This window comes from Sulfitobacter sp. CW3, assembly GCF_019392245.1.
Classification (GTDB): domain Bacteria; phylum Pseudomonadota; class Alphaproteobacteria; order Rhodobacterales; family Rhodobacteraceae; genus Sulfitobacter.
Genome location: NZ_JAHXRL010000003.1, coordinates 317,428 through 342,972 on the forward strand (window position 1 = coordinate 317,428; position 25,545 = coordinate 342,972).

Annotated in this window: 32 protein-coding genes; 16 read left to right on the forward strand and 16 right to left on the reverse strand. The window is 56.5% G+C overall.

What is annotated here, in order from left to right; genetic code table 11:
- Positions 1 to 102: 102 nt before the first annotated feature.
- From KZZ06_RS08450 to KZZ06_RS08460, 3 genes are all read right to left on the reverse strand, one after another.
- Complete coding sequence (locus tag KZZ06_RS08450) at positions 103 to 546, reverse strand: MaoC family dehydratase (protein WP_219579591.1); 444 nt, start codon at positions 544 to 546, stop codon at positions 103 to 105.
- Between the two features lie 91 nt (positions 547 to 637).
- Entirely contained in the window at positions 638 to 1,510 is an 873-nt protein-coding gene (locus KZZ06_RS08455; protein ID WP_219579592.1) for a TIGR01459 family HAD-type hydrolase, read from the reverse strand.
- 83 nt (positions 1,511 to 1,593) lie between these two features.
- Entirely contained in the window at positions 1,594 to 2,166 is a 573-nt protein-coding gene (locus tag KZZ06_RS08460) for a TetR/AcrR family transcriptional regulator (protein WP_219579593.1), read from the reverse strand.
- Positions 2,167 to 2,267: 101 nt separating this feature from the next.
- Between KZZ06_RS08460 and KZZ06_RS08465 the strand changes: the two genes are divergently transcribed.
- Positions 2,268 to 2,834 carry a carboxymuconolactone decarboxylase family protein gene (locus KZZ06_RS08465; RefSeq protein ID WP_219579594.1) on the forward strand — a complete coding sequence of 189 codons (567 nt, stop codon included), beginning with the start codon at positions 2,268 to 2,270 and terminating at the stop codon, positions 2,832 to 2,834.
- 91 nt (positions 2,835 to 2,925) lie between these two features.
- Here the strand turns inward: KZZ06_RS08465 and KZZ06_RS08470 are convergent, their stop codons facing one another.
- Entirely contained in the window at positions 2,926 to 3,846 is a 921-nt protein-coding gene (locus KZZ06_RS08470) for a manganese-dependent inorganic pyrophosphatase (RefSeq protein WP_219579595.1), read from the reverse strand.
- Positions 3,847 to 3,977: 131 nt separating this feature from the next.
- Between KZZ06_RS08470 and KZZ06_RS08475 the strand changes: the two genes are divergently transcribed.
- From KZZ06_RS08475 to KZZ06_RS08490, 4 genes are all read left to right on the forward strand, one after another.
- The gene (locus KZZ06_RS08475; RefSeq protein ID WP_219579596.1) at positions 3,978 to 4,658 is read left to right on the forward strand and encodes a DUF2161 domain-containing phosphodiesterase; all 681 of its coding nucleotides are present in this window, start codon (positions 3,978 to 3,980) and stop codon (positions 4,656 to 4,658) included.
- Between the two features lie 176 nt (positions 4,659 to 4,834).
- Positions 4,835 to 5,122, forward strand: a complete 288-nt coding sequence (locus tag KZZ06_RS08480; protein WP_219579597.1) for a co-chaperone GroES — start codon at positions 4,835 to 4,837, stop codon at positions 5,120 to 5,122.
- A gap of 74 nt (positions 5,123 to 5,196) precedes the next feature.
- Positions 5,197 to 6,846, forward strand: coding sequence for a chaperonin GroEL (gene groL / locus KZZ06_RS08485; RefSeq protein WP_219579598.1), 1,650 nt, complete (start codon positions 5,197 to 5,199; stop codon positions 6,844 to 6,846).
- A 109-nt stretch (positions 6,847 to 6,955) separates the two neighbouring features.
- Complete coding sequence (locus KZZ06_RS08490; protein WP_219579599.1) at positions 6,956 to 7,804, forward strand: DMT family transporter; 849 nt, start codon at positions 6,956 to 6,958, stop codon at positions 7,802 to 7,804.
- Here the strand turns inward: KZZ06_RS08490 and KZZ06_RS08495 are convergent.
- Positions 7,770 to 8,222, reverse strand: coding sequence for an NUDIX domain-containing protein (locus KZZ06_RS08495; RefSeq protein WP_219579600.1), 453 nt, complete (start codon positions 8,220 to 8,222; stop codon positions 7,770 to 7,772). The two genes, KZZ06_RS08490 and KZZ06_RS08495, sit on opposite strands and share 35 nt — an antisense overlap.
- A gap of 71 nt (positions 8,223 to 8,293) precedes the next feature.
- Here KZZ06_RS08495 and KZZ06_RS08500 point away from each other — a divergent pair, with 71 nt between their 5' ends.
- Together KZZ06_RS08500 and KZZ06_RS08505 are read left to right on the forward strand one after the other, a co-directional pair.
- Complete coding sequence (locus KZZ06_RS08500; protein WP_219579601.1) at positions 8,294 to 9,103, forward strand: triacylglycerol lipase; 810 nt, start codon at positions 8,294 to 8,296, stop codon at positions 9,101 to 9,103.
- On the forward strand, positions 9,090 to 10,232 hold the full coding sequence (locus KZZ06_RS08505; RefSeq protein WP_219579602.1) for an alpha-D-ribose 1-methylphosphonate 5-triphosphate diphosphatase: 1,143 nt from the start codon (positions 9,090 to 9,092) through the stop codon (positions 10,230 to 10,232). The genes KZZ06_RS08500 and KZZ06_RS08505 overlap by 14 nt, the downstream gene beginning before the upstream one ends.
- Here the strand turns inward: KZZ06_RS08505 and KZZ06_RS08510 are convergent.
- From KZZ06_RS08510 to KZZ06_RS08520, 3 genes are all read right to left on the reverse strand, one after another.
- On the reverse strand, positions 10,222 to 11,289 hold the full coding sequence (locus tag KZZ06_RS08510) for a 5-(carboxyamino)imidazole ribonucleotide synthase (RefSeq protein ID WP_219579603.1): 1,068 nt from the start codon (positions 11,287 to 11,289) through the stop codon (positions 10,222 to 10,224). The genes KZZ06_RS08505 and KZZ06_RS08510 overlap by 11 nt on opposite strands.
- Positions 11,282 to 11,770: a 5-(carboxyamino)imidazole ribonucleotide mutase gene (gene purE / locus KZZ06_RS08515; protein ID WP_219579604.1), complete on the reverse strand. Its 489-nt coding sequence runs from the start codon at positions 11,768 to 11,770 to the stop codon at positions 11,282 to 11,284. The genes KZZ06_RS08510 and purE overlap by 8 nt, the downstream gene beginning before the upstream one ends.
- A gap of 71 nt (positions 11,771 to 11,841) precedes the next feature.
- Positions 11,842 to 12,066, reverse strand: a complete 225-nt coding sequence (locus KZZ06_RS08520) for a YdcH family protein (protein ID WP_219579605.1) — start codon at positions 12,064 to 12,066, stop codon at positions 11,842 to 11,844.
- Positions 12,067 to 12,229: 163 nt separating this feature from the next.
- Between KZZ06_RS08520 and KZZ06_RS08525 the strand changes: the two genes are divergently transcribed.
- The 3 genes from KZZ06_RS08525 to KZZ06_RS08535 all read left to right on the forward strand — a co-directional run bounded on the left by KZZ06_RS08525 (position 12,230) and on the right by KZZ06_RS08535 (position 13,831).
- Positions 12,230 to 12,646: an Hsp20 family protein gene (locus KZZ06_RS08525; RefSeq protein ID WP_219579606.1), complete on the forward strand. Its 417-nt coding sequence runs from the start codon at positions 12,230 to 12,232 to the stop codon at positions 12,644 to 12,646.
- 1 nt (position 12,647) lies between these two features.
- Positions 12,648 to 12,866, forward strand: coding sequence for a DUF1150 family protein (locus KZZ06_RS08530; protein WP_219579607.1), 219 nt, complete (start codon positions 12,648 to 12,650; stop codon positions 12,864 to 12,866).
- Positions 12,867 to 12,970: 104 nt separating this feature from the next.
- Positions 12,971 to 13,831, forward strand: a complete 861-nt coding sequence (locus KZZ06_RS08535; protein WP_219579608.1) for a glycosyltransferase family 10 — start codon at positions 12,971 to 12,973, stop codon at positions 13,829 to 13,831.
- 42 nt (positions 13,832 to 13,873) lie between these two features.
- Here the strand turns inward: KZZ06_RS08535 and KZZ06_RS08540 are convergent, their stop codons facing one another.
- Positions 13,874 to 15,586, reverse strand: a complete 1,713-nt coding sequence (locus tag KZZ06_RS08540; RefSeq protein ID WP_219579609.1) for a bifunctional sulfate adenylyltransferase/adenylylsulfate kinase — start codon at positions 15,584 to 15,586, stop codon at positions 13,874 to 13,876.
- Between the two features lie 167 nt (positions 15,587 to 15,753).
- Positions 15,754 to 16,758 (reverse strand): thioredoxin-disulfide reductase, encoded by a 1,005-nt coding sequence (gene trxB / locus KZZ06_RS08545; RefSeq protein WP_219579610.1) that lies wholly within the window; start codon positions 16,756 to 16,758, stop codon positions 15,754 to 15,756.
- A 226-nt stretch (positions 16,759 to 16,984) separates the two neighbouring features.
- Between trxB and KZZ06_RS08550 the strand changes: the two genes are divergently transcribed.
- Entirely contained in the window at positions 16,985 to 17,485 is a 501-nt protein-coding gene (locus tag KZZ06_RS08550; RefSeq protein ID WP_219579611.1) for an Lrp/AsnC family transcriptional regulator, read from the forward strand.
- A 13-nt stretch (positions 17,486 to 17,498) separates the two neighbouring features.
- On the opposite strand, the gene KZZ06_RS08555 is transcribed toward KZZ06_RS08550, so the two are convergent.
- The 5 genes from KZZ06_RS08555 to lgt form a co-directional block, all read right to left on the reverse strand.
- A complete protein-coding gene (locus KZZ06_RS08555) occupies positions 17,499 to 18,188 on the reverse strand; it encodes a Hint domain-containing protein (RefSeq protein ID WP_219579612.1) in 690 nt (229 codons plus the stop codon).
- Between the two features lie 332 nt (positions 18,189 to 18,520).
- Complete coding sequence (locus KZZ06_RS08560; RefSeq protein ID WP_219579613.1) at positions 18,521 to 18,664, reverse strand: hypothetical protein; 144 nt, start codon at positions 18,662 to 18,664, stop codon at positions 18,521 to 18,523.
- 285 nt (positions 18,665 to 18,949) lie between these two features.
- Positions 18,950 to 19,705 (reverse strand): peptidoglycan editing factor PgeF, encoded by a 756-nt coding sequence (gene pgeF, locus KZZ06_RS08565; protein WP_219579614.1) that lies wholly within the window; start codon positions 19,703 to 19,705, stop codon positions 18,950 to 18,952.
- Entirely contained in the window at positions 19,702 to 20,766 is a 1,065-nt protein-coding gene (locus tag KZZ06_RS08570; protein ID WP_219579615.1) for a class I SAM-dependent methyltransferase, read from the reverse strand. Before KZZ06_RS08570 ends, pgeF begins: the two co-directional genes overlap by 4 nt.
- Positions 20,763 to 21,647 (reverse strand): prolipoprotein diacylglyceryl transferase, encoded by an 885-nt coding sequence (gene lgt / locus KZZ06_RS08575; protein ID WP_219579616.1) that lies wholly within the window; start codon positions 21,645 to 21,647, stop codon positions 20,763 to 20,765. Before lgt ends, KZZ06_RS08570 begins: the two co-directional genes overlap by 4 nt.
- A 96-nt stretch (positions 21,648 to 21,743) precedes the next feature.
- On the opposite strand from lgt, the gene KZZ06_RS08580 reads away from it, so the two are divergent.
- The 5 genes from KZZ06_RS08580 to KZZ06_RS08600 all read left to right on the forward strand — a co-directional run bounded on the left by KZZ06_RS08580 (position 21,744) and on the right by KZZ06_RS08600 (position 24,957).
- Complete coding sequence (locus tag KZZ06_RS08580) at positions 21,744 to 21,986, forward strand: accessory factor UbiK family protein (protein ID WP_219579617.1); 243 nt, start codon at positions 21,744 to 21,746, stop codon at positions 21,984 to 21,986.
- A 338-nt stretch (positions 21,987 to 22,324) separates the two neighbouring features.
- Entirely contained in the window at positions 22,325 to 22,825 is a 501-nt protein-coding gene (locus KZZ06_RS08585; protein ID WP_219579618.1) for a YbjN domain-containing protein, read from the forward strand.
- Between the two features lie 38 nt (positions 22,826 to 22,863).
- Positions 22,864 to 23,679, forward strand: coding sequence for a pyrroline-5-carboxylate reductase (gene proC / locus KZZ06_RS08590; RefSeq protein WP_219579619.1), 816 nt, complete (start codon positions 22,864 to 22,866; stop codon positions 23,677 to 23,679).
- The gene (locus tag KZZ06_RS08595) at positions 23,672 to 24,010 is read left to right on the forward strand and encodes a tRNA-binding protein (RefSeq protein ID WP_219579620.1); all 339 of its coding nucleotides are present in this window, start codon (positions 23,672 to 23,674) and stop codon (positions 24,008 to 24,010) included. The genes proC and KZZ06_RS08595 overlap by 8 nt, the downstream gene beginning before the upstream one ends.
- Positions 24,007 to 24,957, forward strand: a complete 951-nt coding sequence (locus tag KZZ06_RS08600) for a D-glycerate dehydrogenase (protein ID WP_219579621.1) — start codon at positions 24,007 to 24,009, stop codon at positions 24,955 to 24,957. The genes KZZ06_RS08595 and KZZ06_RS08600 overlap by 4 nt, the downstream gene beginning before the upstream one ends.
- Here KZZ06_RS08600 and KZZ06_RS08605 read toward each other — a convergent pair.
- Positions 24,954 to 25,532, reverse strand: a complete 579-nt coding sequence (locus KZZ06_RS08605) for a thymidine kinase (RefSeq protein WP_219579622.1) — start codon at positions 25,530 to 25,532, stop codon at positions 24,954 to 24,956. The two genes, KZZ06_RS08600 and KZZ06_RS08605, sit on opposite strands and share 4 nt — an antisense overlap.
- Between the last annotated feature and the right edge of the window lie 13 nt (positions 25,533 to 25,545).

Below are 25,545 nucleotides of genomic sequence, written 5' to 3' on the forward strand. Positions count from 1 at the left end.
GCCGCCCCGCTTCTCTGGCTCAAAAATACCCCGGGGGTGTGGGGGCTGGCCCCCACCCGGCGCAGAATTAGTCAAACGGCCGACAAACGGCCTGTGCCGCGCTCAGTCGAATTTGCGCGATGGTGCCAGAACGGTTGCTTCGCCAATCAGCACTTTCTTACCCTCGACCGCACAATGGCAGTCCAGCTTTACCCGACGCTTGGCGAAATCAATGTCGATCACTTTGACTTCGGCATATACCATGTCACCGGGCCGCACGGGGGCCAGAAACTTCAGCGATTGGCCCATGTACACAGTGCCATGACCGGGCAATTGCTCTCCGATCACTGCCGAGATCAGGCCAGCGGTCAGCATCCCATGGGCGATACGCCCCTCAAAGATCGTGTCCTGGGCGTAGTCGTCATCCAGATGCACCGGGTTCCGGTCGGTGGAAATCTGCGCGAACATTTCGATGTCTTCGTCCGTCACGACCTTTTGCAGGTAGCGTGACATGCCCATTTCGATGTCTTCGATACAGATCGTTCCGCGCGGAAGGTTATCCAACATGCTACACCCTTCAAGTAATAAAGTGACGCGCCCGAAGGCGTTTGAGACACTTAATTACTTTGCACGCGCAGAAAAGCAAGCGAAAAATCGGTTATCGTAAGTGCCCGATGGTATAAGTCGGCGATGACATTTCTTTTTCCAGATAGCGGTTCAACGCCTCGGGATCGGGCTGGGTTGTTGTTTGCGTCTCTTGCGCGGCCAACCCGCCCGATATGAAAAGCGAATCGATATCTTCGCCCATCGCGCCTTTGACGTCGGTTTGGGCACCGTCGCCGATCGCCAGAATATCCTTGTCGGAAATATCGCCTGCGACAGAAAACAGCCGGCGTCGCGCCAGATCATAGATTGGCGGGTGGGGCTTGCCGAAATACAGGCTCTCTCCGCCCATCTCGGTATAAAGTGCGGCCACAGCGCCGGCGCACCATTCGCGCACGTCGCCCCGGTCGACAACAATGTCAGGGTTCGCACAAAGCAGTTTCAAGCCTTTTTGTTTGGCCAAAAGAAGTTGCGGGCGCAGGACGCTGGGATCTTCCATGGCGTCAAACGGCCCCGTGCAAACGATCCCTTCGGCGTCCTCAAGTGCTACTTTGTTAATCGTGACCGGGTTTTCGAGGATGTCGATCGGATCAAAGAAATGTTTGTCGCTTGGTGGGCCAAGGTGCCACACATTATTGCCCACGGTGCCACGGTACATCGCCGCACGCGCAGAATCCCCAGAGGTGGCAATGTCATCCCATGCATCATCTGGCACGCCAAACTGGATCAGCTGTTTTATCACATTGGCACGGGGCCGGGGGGAGTTGGTGACCAAAATCACCTTGCCGCCGCCCTTGCGGTAGGCCTGTAGCGCAGCAACCGCGTCTGGCAGCGCCTTGACCCCGTCATGGACACAGCCCCACAGGTCGACAAACAGCGCCTCATACCGATCTGAGACTTCGAATAGGTTGTTGATGATCTGGGTCATGGGGGTGTTCCGATCTGCAATGCATTTTTACTGCAGAAAGCATACATCCCAAGGCGGGGCAACAACCTGTGCGGGCCCTAGGGTTAGAGTGTGGCCAGATTATCCGCGATCTCGGTTGCGATGGCATTGGCATCTACGCCATCGCGTTCCGCAGAGACGCGCAAGCCCAAAACATCAGATTGATATCTGCGCGCCAGATTGCGCGGATCATGTGCGGGACCAATGTCGCCAGACGCCTGTGCCTGTTCAAATAACTCGGCGAAAAGCTGTTCCATCTTTAACAAATGCGCGTTCGCCTCTTGGGCGAGCGGATGACCATGCGCCTGAAGTTCAAGCAGGGTTTTGGACAGCATACAGGCCTTGGCCGGGGCTTTTTCGTTGGTGATTGCCATGGCTGGAAAACGTTTCAGCGCCTCAAGTGGCCCGTATTCCTTGGCGAGTTGTTTCAGCCGCTCAGTCCCGTCCGACGCATATTTGTCGAGTGCCAGCGCGAACAGGGCATCCTTTGACCCAAATGCCGCGTAAAAGCTGCCCGGTTTCATTTTCAGGGACGCCTCGAGGTCCTTCAAAGATGTGCCGGCCCATCCGCGTTGCCAAAACAAATCGCGGGCGCGGTCAATCAATTCGTTACGGTCGTAGTTCGGTTTGCGTGGCATCAGATCACCTAATCTTGAACGATCACTCAATTATATACTTGAGTGATCGCTCAATAAACCCTAAATGGGCATAACAGACATAATTTAAAGGATGCCATGAAATGACTTTCCCTTCCCACGATCTCGACTCCGCGCCCGAAGCGTCCAAGCCGCTATTGGAACAATCGCAAAAAGCGTTCGGCCGTTTGCCCGGTCTACACAAGGTTTTGGCAGAAAGCCCGCAGGCCTATGAAGGGTATCAAGTTCTGCACAAGCTGTTCACCGAAACAGATTTTGATGCTGAGGAACTGACCGTTGTCTGGCAGGCGATCAACGTCGAGAACGAATGCCATTATTGCGTTCCGGCCCACACTGGCATCGCGAAAATGATGAAAGTATCCGAAGAGATTTCCGAAGCACTGCGCAATGAAACGCCATTGCCCACGCCCAAGCTTGAGGCGTTGCGCACCTTTACGGTTCAAATGTTCCGCGACCGTGGCAATGTGAGCGACGCGCAAATGCAGGCGTTCTTTGATGCGGGATATGGCCACCGCGCGGTGCTGGATGTGGTCTTGGGGATGGCGCAGAAAACCATGTCCAACTACGTTAACCACGTAGCGCAAACACCGGTCGATGAGGTGTTTAAACCCCTCGCTTGGACCCGTAGCGATACACCGCTCAAGGTCTAATCGCGGCGTCTTAACTGCAGTCAAACATACAAAAAGACCCCTTCGGATCGAAGGGGCCTTTTCGTTTCAAGTCGTCAAAATGTCTTTAATCTCAGACCTTAAGGTTCGGGATGATCTGTTTTTTACGGCTCATGATGCCGGGCAGAACGACCGTGTCACCGGTGACCGTCGCGCCAAAGCTTTTCTCGGCTACGGATTTGGTCAGATCGTTGGGGATCAGCATGGTCGCTTCTTCGTTCAGGATGTCGACCACGAACAGCAGCACCTGATCGGCACCGTCTTGGGTCGCCACGCCGGGCATTGCCGCCATCAGCGCATCCTTGCGGTCCAGCACGGACGCAGGCGATGTGGTTTCCAGCACGGACACACGGAACTGCTTGCCGCCGACTTCGTATTCCTTGCTGTCCATCCGCAGCAATTCAGCCTCAGAAAAGGACGAAACGTCGGATTTCGCTGCAAACATCTGTGCCGCATATTCTGCGACGTCGATGCCCAGATCTTTGGCCAGCGCCTGTGCGATTGCCGTGTCTTCCGGGGTTGTGGTCGGGCTGCGGAATTCCAGCGTGTCGGACAGGATGCAGGTCAGCATCGCGCCTTTGATGTTTGTGGGCATCTTTGCGATGTCGTCACCGATCAGCTTGTACATGATCGTGGCGGTACAGGCCAACGGCTCCATCGTGATGCTGATCGGGCCTTTGGTCTCGAGGCCGCCAACCAGTTTGTGGTGGTCGATGATGGCCTTGATATCCGCGTCATTGATGTTGTCGGGCAGTTCAGCCGGGTTGTTGGTGTCAACGATCACAACAGGTTGGTCGGCTTCGACGCCCGAAATGATCTGTGGTTTGTCCAGCTTCCAGTGGTCCAGCATGAACAATGCTTCGGTGTTGGGTTCACCCAGCAAGGCGGGGGCGGCATCGACGCCTGCGATCGCGTTCAGGTACCACGCCCAGATGATCGGGCTGCCGGTGCTGTCGGTGTCGGGGGATTTGTGGCCAAAAACGAGCGTTGTCATATGCGGTGTCCTGAGAAGGGTGTGTTGGGTTGCGCGCCTTATAGGGGCCAGTGCTGCGCTTGTCACCACCTTGAACAAAGCGGGTGCCTTGGGGGTTCTCAGGGTGGGGCTATTGCTGATAGCTAACGGATATGAGCAGCCCGCGCGAAACCGATCTTTACCCGCCTGTGAAATCCTTTCTCGAGGATCAAGGTTATGTGGTGAAAGCCGAAGTCGGAGCCGCCGATGTCGTCGCGATCCGCGGGGAGGAGCCGCCTGTGGTGGTCGAGCTGAAGCTGGGGTTCTCACTCGCTCTGTTTCACCAATGTGTTGAGCGTTTAAAGGTCAGCGACGACGTGTATCTGGCCGTCGCGCATAAACCCGGCAAGCCGTTTTACAAAGCGGTCAAGGCGAACACCGTGCTGGCACGGCGGTTGGGCTTGGGGTTGATGACCGTGCGGGTGTCGGACGGGCTGGTGTCGGTGCATTGCGATCCAGGGCCATATGCACCGCGCAAAAATAACAAACGCAAGACATCGTTGCTGCGCGAGTTCGCCCGCCGTCAGGGCGACCCGAATGATGGCGGACAAACGCGCGTCGGGTTGATCACGGCATATCGCCAAGACGCTTTGAAACTGGCGATGTATCTTTTCGAGGTCGGTGCCAGCAAAGGGGCCGACGTGGCCCGCGAGACCGAAGTGAAGCGCGCGACCGTTATGATGCGCGACAACCACTATGGTTGGTTTGAAAAGGTCGAAAAAGGCATCTATGGTATCTCGCCCGAGGGGGCAGAGGCGGTACAGACCAGCGCACGCGTTTTGGGGTCCGGCTGATATTGGCCGCCCAATCCGGCCCGTTACAATTTTTCACAACACAATGGTTGACTAGGGCAGGGTACATCCTTAGCTAAACCTCGTTAGCACTCAAGGTTACTGAGTGCTAATGGCCGCTTCCCCGAACGGGGGAACGTGGCTTGGGAGAATAACTTTGAGCCTTAAGGAGCTGAAAGATGGCATTAAAACCGCTTCACGACCGCGTGTTGGTGCGTCGCACCGAAAGCGAAGAAAAAACCAAGGGTGGCTTGATCATCCCTGATTCCGCAAAAGAAAAGCCTGCTGAAGGCGAAGTTGTTGCTTGCGGCGAAGGTGCACGCAAGGACAGCGGTGAACTGATTGAGATGGCTGTAAAAGCCGGTGACAAAGTTCTGTTCGGCAAATGGTCCGGCACAGAAGTCACGCTCGACGGTGAAGAGCTTCTGATGATGAAAGAAAGCGACATCATGGGGATCCTGTCCTGATTTCAGGCCAGACGGGGGCCTAGCGCCCCACCCAAGATACGCTGACATCAAAACAAGAATTTAGGAGAGACACTATGTCTGCTAAGGACGTAAAATTCGGGACCGACGCCCGTAACCGTATGCTCAAGGGTGTGAACATCCTTGCCGACGCGGTAAAAGTCACGCTGGGCCCAAAAGGCCGTAACGTGGTTCTGGACAAATCCTTTGGCGCACCGCGCATCACCAAAGACGGTGTATCCGTAGCCAAAGAAATCGAACTGGAAGACAAGTTCGAAAACATGGGCGCACAGATGGTCAAGGAAGTTGCTTCCCGGACCAACGACGAAGCAGGCGACGGTACAACAACCGCGACTGTTCTGGCCCAAGCCATCGTTAAAGAAGGCATGAAATCGGTTGCCGCTGGCATGAACCCGATGGACCTGAAGCGCGGCATCGACATGGCGACATTGAAAGTCGTCGAAGCGATCAAAGCAGCAGCGCGCCCTGTCAACGACAGCGACGAAGTAGCCCAAGTTGGTACGATCTCTGCCAACGGCGAATCGGAAATCGGTCGTCAGATCGCTGATGCGATGCAAAAAGTCGGCAACGAAGGCGTTATCACTGTCGAAGAAAACAAAGGTCTGGAAACAGAAACCGATGTTGTTGAAGGCATGCAGTTCGACCGCGGTTACCTGTCCCCTTACTTCGTCACCAACTCCGACAAAATGACTGTCGAGCTGGAAGACGCGATCATCCTGTTGCACGAAAAGAAACTGTCGTCGCTGCAGCCAATGGTTCCTCTGCTCGAGCAGGTCATCCAGTCGCAAAAGCCACTGTTGATCATCTCGGAAGACGTTGAAGGCGAAGCGCTTGCAACTCTCGTTGTGAACAAACTGCGCGGCGGTCTGAAAATCGCAGCGGTCAAAGCACCTGGCTTCGGCGATCGCCGCAAAGCCATGTTGCAAGACCTTGCAATCCTGACAGGCGGTCAAGTGATCTCCGAAGATCTGGGCATGAAGCTTGAGTCCGTTACAATGGACATGCTGGGTTCCGCCAAGAAAGTAACCATCACCAAAGACGAAACAACAATCGTTGATGGCGCTGGCGAAAAGGCCGAGATCGAAGCACGCGTTGCTCAGATCCGTAACCAGATCGAAGAAACCACTTCCGATTACGACCGTGAAAAACTGCAAGAGCGCGTTGCCAAACTGGCCGGCGGTGTTGCTGTGATCCGCGTTGGCGGCATGTCCGAAATCGAAGTAAAAGAGCGCAAAGACCGCGTTGACGATGCATTGAACGCGACACGTGCCGCTGTTCAAGAAGGTATCGTTGTTGGTGGTGGTGTTGCTCTGGTTCAGGCCGGCAAGAAACTTGAAGGTCTGACAGGCGACAACGCTGATCAAAACGTTGGTATTGCGATTGTGCGTAAAGCGCTTGAAGCACCCCTGCGTCAGATCGCTGAAAACGCTGGTGTTGACGGTTCCGTAGTGGCCGGCAAAATCCGCGAAAGCGACGACCTGAAGTTCGGCTTTAACGCCCAAACCGAAGAATATGGCGACATGTTCAAGTTCGGCGTTATCGACCCTGCCAAAGTTGTCCGTACCGCGCTGCAAGATGCGGCATCCGTTGCTGGTCTGTTGATCACAACAGAAGCCATGGTTGCTGATCGTCCGTCGAAAGACGGCGGCGCAGGCGGCGGCATGCCCGATATGGGTGGCATGGGCGGCATGGGCGGCATGATGTAAATCACGCCGTAGGGTTTTCGAACCCTTCGCTGACAGAATTAAGGGGCGCATCGTTTGATGTGCCCCTTTTTCGTTGGCACGTCCCGCGCGGCTGGCCTAAGCAGTCGCTATGCGTATTTTCCTTTTGACCGCCCTCGTAATGATCGCCTTTGCCGCGAACTCTGTTCTGACCCGCTTTGCCATTGCGGGCGGGCATATCGACCCGACAGGTTTTGCCGTGGTGCGGGTCATATCGGGTGCGGCGATGCTGTGGCTGTTCCTGACGCTGCGCGGCGGGCGCTTGCAGATATTCAGCCGCACACGTGCCTTTGGCGCACTGACCTTGGCGGTTTATATCATCGGATTTTCGCTGGCTTATTTAACGCTGGATGCGGGGCTAGGGGCGTTGATCCTGTTCGGTGTTGTACAGATTGCGATGTTTGCCCATGGCGCATTGTTCGGGGTCACGCCGACCCCGCGCAAGATGATCGGTGCGGCAGTTGCCTTTGCCGGGTTGGTTCTGGTGCTGTGGCCAAGCGCGGCAGTGCAGGTTGATCCCGTTGGTGCCGTCCTGATGATTGCCGCCGGTCTGGGCTGGGCCGCCTATACGATCAGCGGCAAAGGGTCTGATGATCCGCTGGCGAACACTGCGGGTAATTTTCTGATCTGCGCGCCCATTGTCGCGTTATTGATGCTGGTGCAGAACACGTTTTACACCCCCACGGGGCTGATTGTCGCCATCCTGTGCGGCGCTGTGACATCGGGGCTGGGCTATGCTTTGTGGTACGCGGTGTTGCCGAAACTGATGCAATCCACGGCGGCTGTTGTTCAACTGTCTGTGCCGGTGATTGCGATCCTTGCGGGGGCCGCGATCTTGGCCGAACCACTGGACCTCAAGGTCGTTTTGGCGACCGTGCTTGTCCTTGGCGGGATCGGTTTGGCGGTCAGCGAACGATCAACTCAAGCGGGTCGTAGCTGACCGGGGCATCGCCGAATGCAATGTCGATCAAGCTGTCGGGTTTGACCCGCAATTCCGCCATTTGCGCGTGGGTAACCCACCGCCGGTCTGTCACGATATTCTCGACGTCTTGCCACGCGGGTGCAATTTCCGTTGATCCGATGACCGTACACCGAAAATAGAAATCGACCTGATGGAAGCCGGCTGTCGGATCGTGGAATTCATTGACCAGACACGGCGCACCGACATCAATCCGCAGGCCTGTTTCCTCAAACACCTCGCGGGCGAGGTTATCGGGCAGGGACGCGCCCAGTTCGACGCCGCCGCCGGGGGCGCACATCAGATCGCTTTGACCATTGGCATAGGCGTTGACCAACAGCAGCCGATCGTCGTGAACAATCACAGCTCGTACTGCCAGACGCGGGCCATTTTTCGCCATTTGTTGCTCTTTCCATTATCGCAGTCGTCAAAGCATTTCACATGTCGGAATTTCAGTCTATCTGATCACACATGAAAACCGTTCTTTCCTCCTTTATCCTGTCCTTCGCGTTGAATGGCTACGCTTCTGCGCAATCCGATCTGACGCAGGCAGGCGAGGGACGCTGCGTTGTGCTGTTGCATGGGCTGGCGCGTACGGAAACATCCTTTGCCGTCATGGAATCGTCGCTGGAAACCGAAGGCTATAAGGTCGTGCGCCCCGGCTACCCCTCGACCGAGGCACCGGTAGAAGAGTTGACCCGGCGTACCTTGCCTGATGCCGTTGCAGCCTGCGGCACCGCCAAAGTGGATTTCGTAACCCATTCGATGGGCGGTATCCTGCTGCGGCAATGGGTAGCCGAAGTCGGTGATGAACAGGTGGGCCGCGTGGTGATGCTTGCCCCGCCCAACCACGGCAGCGAGGTCGTTGATACCTTTGGGGATATCGCTGCGTTCGACTGGATGAACGGACCTGCGGGCGCACAGATGGGGACGGGTGAAAACTCACTCCCCCGTCGGCTGCCGCCAGTGACGTTCGATCTGGGAGTGATTGCAGGTACTCAATCGCTGAACCCCTATTTTTCGTCGCTTTTACCGGGCCGCGACGATGGCAAAGTTTCCGTGAAATCCACGCGCATTGATGGCATGCGGGATTTCCTGATGCTGCCTGTCACCCACACGTTTATCATGATGAACCCCACGGTGATTGCGCAGACGATGATCTATCTGAACACGGGCAAATTTGATCGGTCGCTGACCTTTATCGATGCTGTCCTTGATTCCATTGGCTGCCCGGAAGGGGATTGCCTGCCCGGAGCGGAGGATAAAAATGCTAAACCTTGACCTGACAGGCGGGCAAATCTTGGGCGAGGGCGGGCTGGTTCCGCGCGTTCTGTCGATCGCGGATGGGCTGGTCGTTGACGTCCGTCAACAACGCTCGGTCGATCTGAGCGGTTATATGATTTTGCCCGGTATCGTTGACGTGCATGGCGACGGGTTCGAGCGTCACCTCGCCCCGCGACGCGGTGCGATGAAGACACTTTCCGAAGGGTTGGTCGCCGCCGAAGCAGAGCTGGCCGCGAACGGGATCACCACTGCGGTGTTGGCGCAATTCGTCAGTTGGGAAGGCGGGCTGCGTGGGCCCGAATTTGCCAAACAGGTGTTTGATGCAATGCGTAAAACGGCGCCCGGATTGGTAACGGACCTGCGCGGACAGTTGCGGTTCGAGACGCATATGCTTGATCTGTATGATGAAATCCCACAGCGGATGGCCGAGTGGGGATTGTCATATATCGTGTTCAACGACCATCTGCCGCATGAACGTCTGTCCGAGGGGCGCGTGCCAAAACGTATGGTTGCCCAAGCGCTCAAGGCGGGGCGAAACCCCGACGCGCATCTGAAACTGATGCAGGAGCTACACGCCAATCGCGATGCGGTGCCTGCTGCGCTGGACGCTCTTTGCAACACCCTTGCAGCCCAAGGCATTCAAATGGGCAGCCATGATGACACCACGGCGCAGGGCCGTGCGGCATGGCGCAAGCGTGGTGTTCAGGTGGCCGAGTTCCCCGAGACATTGGAAGCCGCCGAAGCCGCAGCAGAGGCCGGTGATCTGGTGGTGCTGGGGTCGCCTAATGTGGTGCGGGGCGGGTCGCATAACGGCAATGTATCGGCAGTGGACCTGATCGCGATGGGCGTCGGCGCGGCGCTGGCGTCAGACTATCATTATCCGTCGCCCAGACGTGCTGCGTTCATGCTGGCCGATAGCGGCGTTCTGCCTTTGCAGGACGCGTGGCGGCTGGTTTCAGCAGGCCCAGCGGATGTTTTGGGTCTGGCTGATCGCGGCGACCTGAGCCTTGGCAAAAGGGCCGATCTGGTGGTGCTGGATGCAAAAACGCGCCGTGTCGCCATGACGATGTCAGGCGGGCGCGTCAGCTATATGTCGGGCGATATCGCGATGCGTTTTACCGCTTGATGATATTGACGTGGCCCATCTTACGGCCCGCTTTCACGTCGACTTTGCCATATAGATGCAGCGCTGTATCGCGTTGCTTGGCCAGTTCTGGCACGCGGTCCATATCGTCACCGATCAGGTTTTCCATCACCACATCGGCATAGCGGCTGCCATCGCCCAAGGGCCAGCCCGCGATGGCACGAATGTGCTGTTCGAACTGGTCAATGGCGCAGCCGTTTTGCGTCCAATGGCCGGAATTATGCACGCGCGGGGCGATTTCATTCACGATGAACCCTTGCGGCGTCACGAAAAGTTCGACACCCAGCACGCCGACATAATCAAGCGCGTTCAATATCTTGGCTGCCATCAACACGGCATCCATTCGCAAAGAGCCGGACAGATTTGCAGGCACGGTCGTTGTGTGGAGGATGCCATCGCGGTGGACGTTTTCACCGGGATCGAAACAGGAAACCTCGCCCGAGGGGCTGCGTGCCGCGATAACGGAAACTTCGGAGGTAAAGTTGACGAAGCCTTCCAGAACCGCAGGGCTGCCGGCCATATCATCAAGTGCTGTCTGCGCGTCATCGGCAGAGCGCAGTCGCGATTGGCCTTTGCCGTCATAGCCAAACCGGCGGGTTTTCAAGATCGACGGCGTGCCGATGGTTTGCATCGCGGCATCAAGATCTCCGGCGCTGGCGATGTCAGCAAAGGGGGCGACGCGCAGGCCCAGCCCCTCAAGGAATGTCTTTTCGGTCAGGCGATCCTGACTGGTGCGCAAAGCCTCGCGATTTGGATGAATGGTGCGGATGGTTTCGATCACATCCAACGCTTCGGTCGGGATGTTCTCGAATTCATAGGTGACGACGTCCACCGCATTGGCAAACGCTTTGAGTGCTTCAACATCATCATAACCGGCCGTCGTCACGCGGTGGGCGACATCGGCAGCAGGCGGGTTCGCGCCGGGTTCAAAGATATGCGTGCGAAACCCCAGACGTGCGGCAGCGACAGAGAGCATCCGCCCCAACTGCCCGCCACCCAAAATACCGATGGTCGCACCGGTTGCCAAAGGATCAGTCATCGGAAGGCTCCTGCGGGATTGAGGCGCTGAGAGCGTCGCGCCAGTCGTCGAGCCGTTTGGCAAGCGCATCATCCTGAAGCGCCAGAATGCTGGCGGCCATCAACGCCGCATTGGCAGCACCCGCAGCGCCGATTGCCATCGTGGCCACGGGAAACCCGCGTGGCATTTGCAGAATGGAATATAATGAATCGACACCCGACAACGCTTTGGTCTGGACCGGAACGCCAATCACAGGCACGCGGGTTTTTGATGCCATCATACCGGGCAAATGTGCCGCCCCGCCAGCCCCTGCGATGATCACCTGTAATCCGCGATCTACCGCCGTTTTGCCATAGTCCCACAATCGGTCGGGGGTGCGGTGGGCCGATACGATCTTGGCCTCATAGGCGATGCCCAACTCATCTAGTAAGGTCGCGGCCTCGCGCATCGTGCTCCAATCGGATTGAGAGCCCATGATGATACCGACGGGGGGATTTTCCATATTGGATATGCCTTTACTAGATCGCCTAAGAAAGGCGTACTATAGCCATCATGGGTGGGGTGGCAATCGGATCAGGCCGTAATATCGGGTGTTAAACGGTCTTCGATCTGGGCAATCAAATCTTTCAGGCGCAACTTGCGCTTTTTCAGCCGTTGCAGCGTTAATGCATCTGCCGTCCCCTTCTCAACAAGGGCTTGGATCGCATCATCAAGATCGCGGTGTTCGCGGCGGAACACAGCTAGCTCGACGCGCAGGATGTCGTCGTTTTTCATCGACAGGTCAGTTGGGGCATTCATATGGCTGGGCGATTCTTCTTTTGATCAGGTCTTATAACATAAGCGTTAGCCAATCATTGGCATAGCCCTTGCTTATGCCACGTCTGCTCCCCATATTTAGGGGGTAGGTCGCCGATATAGGGGCCTGAATGATTGACTGTCGCTTGACTTAAGGACGTGTCTTATGACGAAATTAACGCTAGCTTCTTACCCGCATATGTTGGGTTTTGAGCAATTGGAACGAGTGTTGGAGCGTACTGCCAAGGCAGGAAACGAAGGGTATCCCCCTTTCAACATCGAACAGACATCAGATTATAGCTACCGCATAACGCTGGCGGTTGCAGGATTTGCAGAAGAAGATTTGGCAATCACCGTCGAAGATCGGCAATTGGTGATACGAGGCCGCCAAACCGATGGCCCGGATGACCGGATTTTCCTGCATCGCGGGATCGCAGCACGGCAATTCCAACGGTCATTCGTATTGGCCGACGGGGTCGAGATCGGCGAAGCCTTGATGGAAAACGGCCTACTTCATGTGGATCTAAGCCGTTCGAAGCCGGAAAAAGTAGTTCAGACGATTAAAATCAGAAAAGGGGAATAAAATGCACAATACAGAAACGCATCTTAAAGACCGGACCGTATACGTGAAAACGATTGCTGTCTCGGACCTGCCCCTTGAAGTGCGCGAACAGGCCGAAGGGCTTGAGCAGCTTTATGCGGTTCACGATGCAAAGGGCCAGCAATTGGCGCTGGTCGGTGATCGAAAGCTGGCCTTTAGCTTGGCCCGCGACCACGATTACGCGCCGGTGATGGTACACTAAGACCTCACTGGTAAGACGAATACGAAAGGGCCGCGCATCAGTGCGGCCTTTTCTATTTTTGGTACTGTGGTTAGGAAGACAGGGATTTATCTAGAGGTGCCGCGATGACTGAACCTGCGATAGCTGTTTTGCCCTACGGTAGTAAACTGGGCAGCCGTTTGGCAAAGCGTAGCCTTGATGATCTGGTTTGGCCTTTGGGGCGGCCTGACCGGCTGGCACAGGGTACAGTGGCATCGCTGGACAAAAACGATCACCTGATCATTTTCCCCAAGACCAACATGCATTTTTTGCCAAATTTGGGGACGAAGGCGCATGTTTCGCCACTTGTGATCGAGCCGGCAATCATCCACGCGCGGCATCTTCGTTGGTTGCGCTGGACATATCGTCGCTTTTTCAAGGTCTTGGCATTTAATCAGGACCTGTTGCAGCGCATTCCAAACGGATTGTTTTTGGCGTTCGGAACGACGTGGGTTCCGGAATATAAAGATATATCAGTCGCCAAAAGCAAACATATGTCACTGATCGCCTCTGGAAAACGCGACCACGAGGGGCATATTTTACGCCACAGCTTGGTTGAATATGTGCAGGCAAAGGGCCTTGATGTGACGGTTCTGGGCCGGGGCTATGCCCCGTTCGACGCAAAAAGCGAGGGGCTGGCTCCCTACCGTTTTTCGGTTGTTATCGAAAACGTCCGTGAACCCAACTATTTCACCGAAAAGCTGGTTGATGCCGTCCTGTGCGAGACGGTCCCGATCTATTGGGGTTGCCCGAATATCGGCGATTTTTTCGATACGGACGGGATGATTATTTGCGAAACCCAAGAAGAGCTTGAGCAGGCCGTCGCGACAGCATCCGAGGCGCAATATGAACGGCTCGCCCCCGCTTTACGTGCTGCGAAATCACAAGCTGCGTCTTTTGCCGACGTCGAAAAGCGCGCGGCAGAAACGTTAAAGGCTAGCCTGTAGCGGCTAGCCTTTACGATTTTCGTTCGACCAAATTAACGTTGATCAGCCCTTGATCAGCCCCATGCTTTCCAGCTTGAGCAGCACTTGGTGGGCGCAGTTGTCGACATCGACGTTTTCAGTCTCAACGGCCAGTTCAGGGTTTTCAGGCACATCGTAAGGGTCTGATATGCCTGTGAATTCCTTGATCTTGCCTTCGCGGGCCAGCTTGTACAGACCCTTGCGGTCGCGGCGTTCGCATTCCTCGATGGAGGTGGCGACATGCACCTCGACGAAGGCACCAAAGTTTTCCACGTCTTCGCGCACGGCGCGGCGGGTGGTCGCGTAGGGAGCAATCGGCGCGCAGATTGCGATGCCGCCGTTTTTGGTGATCTCGGACGCGACATAGCCGATGCGGCGGATGTTCAGGTCGCGGTGTTCTTTGCTAAAGCCCAGTTCCGACGACAGGTTTTTGCGCACGATGTCGCCATCAAGCAGCGTCACCGGACGGCCGCCCATTTCCATCAGCTTGACCATCAAGGCATTGGCGATGGTGGATTTGCCCGAGCCCGAGAAACCGGTGAAAAACACGGTAAAGCCCTGCTTGTTGCGTGGCGGGCGTGTGCGGCGTAGCTCGGCGACGACCTCGGGGAAAGAGAACCATTCGGGGATCTCAAGACCTTCTTGCAGGCGGCGGCGCAGCTCGGTGCCCGAGATGTTCAGGATAGTGATGTCATCTTTGTCTTTGATCTCGTCGATGGCCTCGTATTGGGCGCGTTCTTGCACCCAGACCATGTGTTTGAAATCGACCATTTCGATGCCCATTTCCTCTTGATGCTCGCGGAACAGGTCCTGCGCATCATAGGGGCCATAGAAATCTTCGCCTTTGGAGTTGTTGCCGGGGCCAGCGTGATCGCGGCCGACGATGAAATGGGTGCAACCGTGGTTTTTGCGGATCAGACCGTGCCAGACGGCCTCGCGGGGGCCGGCCATGCGCATGGCAAGGTTCAGCAGGCTCATCGACGTGGTCGCGGCGGGGTATTTGTTCAGCACCGCCTCGTAGCAGCGCACGCGGGTAAAGTGATCGACATCGCCGGGCTTGGTCAGGCCGACAACGGGGTGGATCAACAGGTTGGCCTGCGCCTCGCGGGCGGCGCGGAACGTTAGTTCCTGGTGCGCGCGGTGCAGCGGGTTACGGGTTTGAAACGCCACAACTTTACGCCAGCCCATCTTGCGGAAATAGGCGCGCAATTCGTTTGGCGTGTCGCGACGTGCCTTGAAATCATAGTGAACAGGCTGCTGGATGCCCGTGATCGGGCCACCCAAATAGACGTTGCCAGCCGTGTTGTGCAGATAGTTTACGGCAGGGTGGGCGCTGTCATCGGCACCGAATACTTTTTCCGCCTCGTTCGCCTTGTTGGGCGTCCAACGGTCGGTGACGGTCATGATGGCAAGAATAACGCCCTCTTGATCGCGCAGGGCGATGTCTTGGCCAATCTCAAGCCCTTCGGCGAATTTATCGGACACATCCAGGTTGATCGGCATCGGCCACAGTGACCCGTCTGCCAGACGCATGTTCTCGACAACGCCGTTATAATCTTCTTCGGTCAAGAAACCCTTAAGCGGGTTGAAACCGCCGTTCATCAGCAGTTCAAGATCGCAAATCTGGCGCGGCGTCAGGTCATGGCTGACCAACTCGCCCGCCTCGATCTTCAGCTTCTGCGCCGAATCGTAAGAGACATAAAGTTCGGGGATCGGGGCTAGGTTCGGCGTCTGCATAAGAATCTCGCAATATATTAGTACAAATGGCGGTTTTGCCGGGGTTTAGACCGGTGCGTTTGGGCTAATCAAGGCTTGCGTCCTGTTTGCGGTAAATTACGGACAATGACGTGAATTTTGTTGGGAAATGGCAATTCTTTCCCAACAAATCATCGTCAGCCCGAAAGTTAGACGCCCTCTTTTACTTCGGCACCGTAGCCCAATGGCAGTGATGTGTCTTTACCTTCGTCATCACCGACTTCAGCCAGAAACCGCTCGGCTTCGAGCGCCGCCATACAGCCCATCCCCGCGCTGGTCACAGCCTGCCGGTATTTGTGGTCGGTCAGATCACCCGCGGCAAAAACACCGGGGATCGACGTTTCGGTGCTGTCAGGTTTGGTGACGACATAGCCGCCCATGTGGGTTTCCAGCACATCCTTGACCAACTCGTTGGCAGGCGCGTGGCCGATAGCGACAAACACGCCTTTGGCCGGAATGTCCGTAATCTCGCCGGTTTTGACGTTCTTGACCTTAACGCCTTCGACACCCAGCGGCATGTCGGTGCCATAGACTTCGTCAAGCTCGTGAAACCACATCGGCACGATTTTGGGGTTCTTCTCAAGGCGGTCAATCAGGATCTTCTCGGCGCGCAGTTCGTCGCGGCGGTGGATAAGCGTCACTTTCGAGGCGAAGTTGGTCAAAAACAACGCTTCTTCGACGGCGGTGTTGCCGCCGCCAATGACGACAATCTCTTGGTTGCGATAGAAAAAACCGTCGCAGGTGGCGCAGGCTGACACACCGAAGCCCTTGAATTTTTCCTCGGTCTCAAGGCCCAGCCATTTGGCGCGCGCGCCGGTCGCAAGAATAACGGCATCCGCAATATAGGTGGTACCGCTGTCGCCTTTTGCATGAAAGGGGCGGCTTGAGAGGTCAAGATCGTTGATAATGTCGCCGATAATCTCGGTGCCCATCGCCGCTGCGTGCTCTTGCATGCGGACCATCAGATCGGGGCCTTGCACCTCACTATCGCCCGGCCAGTTCTCGACCTCGGTTGTGGTGGTAAGCTGGCCGCCCGGTTCAATGCCCTGAACCAGAATGGGGTTCAGCATGGCCCGGCTGCCATAAACCCCGGCGGTATAACCCGCAGGGCCTGAGCCAATAATCAAAAGCTTGGTTTTGCGTGTCTCGGCCATGATAAGCCCCCTGAATTGAGTGATCAAAATTGTTAGGCGTAATATAGCGACGCCAAGGGGGGCCTTAAACCCCATGATTACATAACGGTCGGTAACTGTTTGCTATTTCGCGGCGATGCAACGACAAGCACCAACGACACCAGAATCATATTGTTGCGTGCTGGCGAAAGAATATTGCGCCCTACTGCACGGGTGTTATAACAATTGGAAATAAACTGGGGGTTTTATGGCGGGGACGCGGCTTGATCCGATAGATCGGAAAATTTTAGCCGAATTGCAGGCAGACGGTCGCATGACGAACGTTGAGCTTGCAAAACGTGTTGGTATCTCTGCGCCCCCCTGTTTGCGGCGTGTGCGCACGCTTGAGGAAAGCGGCTATATCCGTGGCTATCATGCCGACGTGAACGCCCGCGATCTGGGTTTCGAAGTACAGGTGTTCGCGATGGTCGGTCTGGCCAGCCAAGCGGAATCAGACCTGACAACATTCGAGGGCAAATGCCGCGGTTGGCCGCTTGTCCGCGAATGCCACATGCTAAACGGCGAAGTCGATTTTATCCTGAAATGTGTGGCACCTGACTTGTCGAGCTTTCAAAGCTTCCTCACGGGGCAGTTGCTGACCACGCCAAATGTCGCCAGCGTCAAAACCAGTCTTGTCATCCGGCCTGCCAAGGACGAACCCGGCGTGCCTTTTGATGTCTTGGAAGATAGGTTAAGCACCAGCGCCTGAGCAGGTTTTCACCTTAGGCCGAAAGCGCCATGTTTGATCTGGCCGGCGCACGCGGTTGACACACCGCGCCGAAATCTCTTTCGCTTCGGATATGCGGAAACATCCCCAAAAACTGGTCCCGGTAACGTATTGGGACCTCGCTCAAGAAATCCATTCCGGGATGGAATGTCTCAACAAGCAGCCCGCCAACGTTGATGGTCGCGTGTTCCTCAAGGCACAGATGGTACAGGCGAACGGGCGTCGGCGGCGAAATCTCGATGATATTCACGCCATCCACCAGATCTCGCATCAGCGTCAGCACGTTTTTTTGGAAACCTTCGCCGCGCATGTCTAGGGGCGTATGCAACACCCTTGCCGATGCCCCAAATGTCAAAAACCCAGACGGCCGTCCGATCCCGAGGCTATCAGCCATCACGCGTACCAGTGGCGTCGGCTGACCCGTATCGGCCGGTACAAATGAACTGGACCCGATCCAAAGTAGGGGGGATGCAGTGCCGTCGCCTTTTACAATCATATCACCAGGGTGGAGGTCTTCGACCGCGACATCGCCGTCGGTCGTGAGGACGGGGGACCCATGGGCAAAAGCGGAAAACGCGTTCTCAAAGATAGGCACGGCAGGCGCGTGGTTTTGCCCAATAAACACGGTTCCATCGGCACGTTTTGCAACGATCTCGTAGCTTCGGCACGGCTGGTTTGTCTGCATTTTCGACCCTCGCGATAGATACGAAGTATAATAACCTCGTGCGCTTATGTCATTAGAGAGCGAAATTCGTTTAGATACGATTGAGGAAGCGGCAGTTTGTATCATTGTACTACTTTCAATTTGGGCATCACATGGCTCAAGCCCGCGCTGATCCGCACGTTGAGAAATATGCATAAAATGATGCAGGTATTTTGCTGTCGGCCCAAAGCTGCTGCGCGTGGCGCGGTATTCTGGTGCCGTATTACACAGGGCTTTTCAGCCGATATGCCCAACCTTGACGGTAAGGCACCGTGTCCAGCATTGCCGGTTAGTCGCTTCTCATAGGCTAGAACTTAGGCTGTTTTGCGTTCAGGTTGAGGTGTGTCGCGTGTTGCAATGAAGGCCGCGCGACGTGCACCGCGTGCCCATGGCATTACGGTTGTTTCTTTCGCTGCGGCTGCAACAACGGATTTTATAAAGCGTGTGTTCGTTTTCATGATCGTATCCCCTTCGACGGTGACGTTTGTTCGTTGGGATCAATATGCAAAGGCTTTGGGGCAAGCTTAGGGCGTCAAAAAATTTCTTTATTTGAAAATGAAACGCCGGTGATCAGATTTGTGACGCTTTCGCCTCAATCACCGGTTTTGCTATGTTTTGTGGGTGATTTGGCAACTTGCGTTTGCTTGGCCAGCAGTTGTTTGCGGCAGGTTGTGATCGAAAATGGCAGGGTATCTGTCAAAACGATGGCAAATTTGGTCGCATTTTCGACAAATTGCCTCAACTTACAGGGTGATCGCAGCGATCAACCGACCGTAATCTGCCTCTTTTGAGTGGGTCGTCCGGCGATACGAATAGAATCGGTCGGGATCGGCATAAGTACAGTGACGCGTCCATTCTGCATGGCCGACCCCGGCAGCACGCAAACGGTTCAAGCCAAAGCCGGGCAGGTCGAATTGCATGCGATCATCTGCACCATTCGCGAAATAACGGGCAAAGTCGGGATCCTCGGCGAGGAAATCTTCGATGAACTCGGGCCCGACTTCGTAGGCGCGTTGGCTGATGCAGGGACCGATGACCGCGCTAATATTGGCACGCTGCGCGCCCAGTTTTTCCATCGCTTCGACAGTGGCCAGCAACACCCCGTCCAGCGCCCCGCGCCACCCAGCATGGGCGGCCCCGATTACGCCTGCGTCAGGGTCGGCAAACAGCACCGGTTGGCAATCCGCTGTTAATACAGACAGCGCGATCCCCGGCGTCGCGGTCACCATGCCGTCTGCGCGGGGTTTTTCTTCTAGCGGGCCATCGACAGTGACCGCCGTGGCCGAATGTATCTGGTGAACGCCGATCAAATGCGTGTCTGGCACGCCCATTGCATCTGCGACGCGGCCCCGGTTGATCTGGACGATCTCACGCTGGTCTGAACTGCCATAGCCGCAGTTCAACCCGGTAAACACGCCAGAGGACGCCCCACCGCGACGTGTGAAGAAGCCGTGGCGCAGCCCTCCCAGACAATCGGATGTTAGAATTTCAAGCGTCATGGTTCCAATCCCGGTGGCGGTATCTGGGTCGGTGGATACACCCCGATTACCTTGAACAGGTTTCCCATTTCCGACGGGTGCGTCAAGCGCCGATGTGCAGCAATATGCGCCTCGAGGGTGGTGCCGTCCATCGTCTTGGCTAAATCTTGCGCGCGCTGGGTAATGCCCAGTCTTTCAAGAAAGACACCTTGGGGCGTCACACGGGTGTGCAGGGCGGGTGATGCGGCTGCAGCTAGTTGTTCAAAATCGACATGCGCGGTCAGATCACTGGTGCCGGGGGCCGTCAGCGGATCGGTCTTTTCATGGGCGTGCAGCGCCTGAAATGTGTCCCCCAAACTGCGCCAATCACCATAGTCGATGATAATGGCAGCCCCGCCATGCGCGGCAATACGGGCCGAGATCGCCTGCATGTTCGGCGCAATTTGCGCGCAGTCTTCGATCAGGTCGCCCTCGGCAGTATCATCAAGGCGCGCCGCAAGGGCGGGTTGCGGCAAGACCGGCCCCAGCCCAAAGCTGAGGGCAGCATCTGTCACACCGATCTGCCGCTCGCGCCAGCCATCGGCGCTGCGGATGAATTGCCGGATGGGCAGCGCGTCAAAGAATTCGTTCGCAACCAGATACAGCGGTTGATCGGGCAGGGCAGCAGCGGTGTCGGCCCAACTGACCTTGTACCCTGCCAATGTGGTGGCTTGGGTGTCGCGCAGCTTGGGTGATGCCTCGACCAGTGCTATCTCGGTCGCGTCAACAAAACCCGGCACATTGCGGGTCGCGCGCATGATGTCAGCCATCAATGTGCCGCGCCCGGGGCCCAGCTCAGCCAAGGTGAACCGCTTTGGCGCGCCTTGGGACAGCCATGTTTGCGCAAGGCACAGGCCGATCATCTCGCCGAACATCTGGCTGATTTCGGGGGCGGTGGTGAAATCACCCTGAACGCCCAGCGGATTGCGTGTGGTGTAATAGCCCAGCGTCGGGTGGAGCAGGCAGGTCGCCATGTATTCGTCAACACGCATCGGGCCGTTGGCGTGTATCTGGGCCGTTATATGGTCCAGCAGGTCGGTCATGTGGCGCGTCTGGCCCGCAGAATGAAAAAGGCCCCGACCGCGATCATTGGCAGACACAGGATCTGCCCCATGGTCAGACCATACCCGCCGATTTCCCACGCAAGGCCCAGCGGATTGCCGGGGGTGATGAATTGCGCGTCCGGCTGGCGGACAAATTCCACCATGAAACGCGCAATGCCATATCCGGCAAGAAAGGTGCCACCGATCAGGCCGGGCGATTTCAACGCCCCGCGCCGCCACGCCATGTACAGCAGCATTGTGCCAAGGATCAGCCCTTCAAGCAGGGCCTCGTATAATTGCGACGGATGGCGGGCGCAGATGCCAAGCACGTCGGGGCAGTCTTGTGCAGCCACGGTTGGAAAGGCCACGCCCCACGGTAAATCGGTCGGGCGGCCCCACAGCTCTGCATTGATGAAATTGGCCAGCCGTCCCAATAACAACCCCGGTGCAAGGCCAAGCGCCACCATATCCCCGGTCGATATTTTGTTCAGGCCATGGCGGGTGGTGAATGCCAGAAACGCCACAACGACGCCGATTGCGCCGCCATGGAACGACATACCGCCCTCCCAGATGCGCAGGATCTGAAACGGGTTTTGTAGGTAATAGGCAGGCTGGTAGAACAGCACATAGCCAAGCCGCCCGCCCAGAATCACACCCAAAATGACCCAGAACAACAAGTCTTCGACCCGTTCTTTGGTCATGACGGGGGTGGCGTCTTTCCAGTATTCGGGGTGATTGACGGTTCGCACAACCACGCGCCAGCCGATCAGGATGCCCGCAATATAAGCAAGAGCATACCAGCGTAGGGCAAAGGTCATGCCAAACAGCGAAATCGAAAACAGCTCGGGCGATATATTCGGGAAGTCGATCATTGCATTCATGGACGCGATTGAGCCTGCCCGCGCGGCGAAGTCAACCTTGCGAGAACATGAATTGAACACCATATAGAGAGCAACCGCTGATCAGGAGACACCGTAATGCAAACCCGCAACAAGATTTTTGATGATATTTCGCAGATGATGACCAATGCCATGGGCGTGGCTCAAGGGGCCAAAACCGAGGCTGAAACAGCCATGAAGGGGATGATGGACCGTTGGCTGGCGGACCGCGATTTCGTAACCCGCGATGAATTTGATGCGGTGCGCGCGATGGCCCAGAAGGCACGCGAAGAGAACGAGGCCCTCAAGGCCCGTCTGGATGCGATCGAAACCAAAGGCTGATCCCGGCTTTCGATCCCGATTGAAATTGATCAAACAGCATCCGAATTTGCGTTCGGGTGCTTTGTTTATTTTGTGGGCAGGGCGATATATCGGCTCGTTTGTCCGAAATGGTTGTGCAAAGCATTGTTAACCATGAAATTTTTGTGACGTTATCCACAAAATACTGAGGTTATCCCCGACCTTTTGCATCTATCCCCAGAAAAAGACTTGCCAGACAGACGTCATATGCGCACCATATCTTGTATGGGGTAGCGAAATGTTCCGCACCCTATAGTGAACTCACCCAAGTATAGAGGTGCCATTGGCCCGATATACCCAAGTAGATACGAGGTGGTAACATGGCCCTAAGCGAGCAATACCTTGACGACGAGATCCATCCCATCGACATCGTCGAAAATTTGGCAGCTTTTAATGACTGGGATTTTGACAGAATTTCCGATGAACAGATCGCAATGGCTGTTGAGGGCCAGTGGCGGACATATTCGATCACGCTTGCATGGTCGGCCTATGACGAAACCCTGCGGCTCATCTGTTCGTTCGAAATGGACCCACCAGCCGAAAAATTGCCTGCACTGTATCATCTTCTGAACGATGTGAACGATCAATGCTGGGCTGGTGCGTTTACCTATTGGGCTGAACAAAAGACGATGATCTATCGCTATGGTCTGGTGCTGTCTGGCGGGCGCGAGGCCTCTGCAGAACAGATCGACACGATGATCGGCGCGGCTGTCCTAAGCGCTGAACGCTATTACCCCGCCGTTCAACTTGTGGTCTGGGGCGATCAAACACCCAAGCAAGCGCTTGAGGTTGCCATTGCAGAGGCCTACGGCCACGCGTAAGTGTTGCCCCCGAATGCTAAAAATTTGGGGATATCGCGATGAAAGATACACGTATTGCAAAAGACGGCCTTGTTCTGCTGGGCTGCGGCAAAATGGGATCTGCGATGTTGGCCGGTTGGCTGGCACGCGGGTTGCCGAAATCATCGGTTTGGGTCATCGATCCTTATCCATCTGACTGGCTGAAAGAGCAGGGCGTTCATTTGAACGTCGATCTGCCAGCCGCACCTGCGATCGTGTTGGTCGCTGTAAAGCCGCAGATGATGGGCGATGCGTTGCCGACGTTGCAGGCGATGGGCAATGGCAAGACCGTGTTCGTCAGTGTCGCGGCCGGCACCACAATCGCCACCTTTGAAAAAACGCTGGGCGCACAGACGCCGATCGTGCGCGCCATGCCCAACACGCCCGCCGCCATCAGCCAAGGCATCACTGCAATTGTCGGCAATGATAATGTCGGTGCCAAGGGGATGGACGAGGCGGAAGAACTGCTAAGTGCCGTGGGCGATGTGGTTCGATTGGAAGAAGAAGCGCAGATTGATGCGGTGACGGGGGTCAGCGGCTCTGGCCCTGCATATGTCTTTCACATGATCGAAACCATGGCGGCAGGCGGCGTTGCCCAAGGGCTGAGCCCAGAATTGGCGTTGCAGCTGGCGACGGCAACCGTTGCCGGGGCAGGGGCCTTGGCCAAATCCGCGGACGAAGACCCGACACAATTGCGCAAAAACGTGACCAGCCCGAATGGCACGACACAGGCTGCGCTTGAGGTGTTGATGGACGAGGAAAACGGTTTTCCTGCCTTGCTAAAGCGCGCTGTCGCTGCCGCCGCTGACCGCTCGAGGGAGCTGTCACGTGACTGAGATCAGCTTTGACGATTTTCTGGCGGTTGATATCCGGGTCGGCACCGTCACGCGTGCCGAAGCCTTTCCCGAAGCGCGCAAACCGGCGATCAAGATATGGATCGATTTCGGACCCGAGATTGGCGAGCGCAAGACCTCGGCCCAGATCACGGTGCATTATACGCCCGACGATTTGATTGGCATTCAGGTAATGGGTGTCGTGAATTTCCCGCCGCGCCAGATCGGGCCGTTTATGTCCGAAGTGCTGGTGCTGGGGGTACCTGATGAAAACGGGGCAATTGTGCTGACGCGGCCCGCGCAGCCTGTGCCCAACGGAGGACGCATGCATTGACCAAACTTTTGATTGCCCGACCCGCCCCGGACGATGTGCACGCAGCGCTTGAGGGCTTTGACGTGACATACCGCGATGTCCATACGCCGATGACCACCGACGAGATGCTGACGGCGTTGCGCGATTATGATGGTGTGCTGCCGACATTGGGCGATATGTTTTCCGCCGATCTATTCGCGCAGGTAGAGAACCCGCGCTGTAAAATCCTCGCGAATTTTGGTGTGGGGTATAACCATATTGACGCGGCGGCCGCCAAAGCCAGCGGCATTCAGCTGTCCAATACGCCGGGTGCTGTGACGGATGCCACCGCCGATATTGGTATGACATTGATGCTGATGGCCGCACGACGTGCTGGCGAAGGCGAACGGTTGGTGCGGTCCGGCACGTGGATCGGCTGGCATCCCTCGCAACTGCTGGGCATGCATTTGACCGGCAAGACCGTTGGCATTGTCGGCATGGGCCGCATCGGTCAAGCGGTGGCGCAGCGCTGCCACTACGGGTTTTCGATGCCTGTGAAATACTTTAGCCGCAGCGCCAAGGACTTGCCCTATGAGGCGGAACATATCAGCGACCTTAAGGCTTTGGTCGCTGCCGTTGATGTGGTCGTGATCGCGGTTCCGGGCGGCGATGATACGCATCACCTGATTAACGCCGATGTGCTGGCGGCAATGCGACCGCATGGCTTGCTGATCAACATCGCGCGGGGCAACGTCGTTCATGAAAACGCGCTGATTGATGCCTTGCAATCAGGGTCCATCGGCGGTGCGGGTTTGGACGTGTACGAGTTCGAACCACAGGTGCCCGAAGCCCTGCGCGCGTTGGATAACGTGGTGCTGTTGCCGCATTTGGGCACAGCATCCCACGAGGTGCGTTTGAATATGTGGATGATGGCGGTCGAGAACCTGAAGGCAGGTGTTACTGGTAAAACGCCCCCGAACGCGGTTTAGCGGCCTACGGCCTCGCGCCAGTGACGGCGGCAGAGCGAGACATAGGTCTCGTTCCCGCCAATCTGGACCTGCGCGCCCTCTTTGGTGGCTTGTCCCTGCGCATTCTGGCGTACGACCATCGTGGCCTTCTTGCCGCAATGGCAGATGGTCCGGACTTCGCGCATCTCATCCGCGAGCGCCAGCAACGTGGCCGATCCGGGGAACAACAACCCCCGAAAATCGACCCGCAACCCGTAGCACATGATCGGCACGCCCAGATCATCGACGGCGCGGGCCAATTGCCAAACCTGTTCTTCGCCCAGGAACTGCGCCTCGTCGATAAAGATACAGGCGCAGGGACCCGTTTCTAGGCGGTCCTTGATCTTCTCAAACAGATCTTCGCCAGTGCCGAATGTGTCGGCCTCTTGGCCGATGCCAATCCGCGACGCGATACGCCCGTTGCCCGCGCGATTGTCGAACTGCGCCGTCATCAAATAGGGCACCATGCCGCGCTCCACATAGTTATGGGCGGCTTGCAGCAGCACCGTGGATTTGCCTGCGTTCATGGTCGAATAGTGGAAATAAAGCTTTGCCATGGCTCTCTTTACA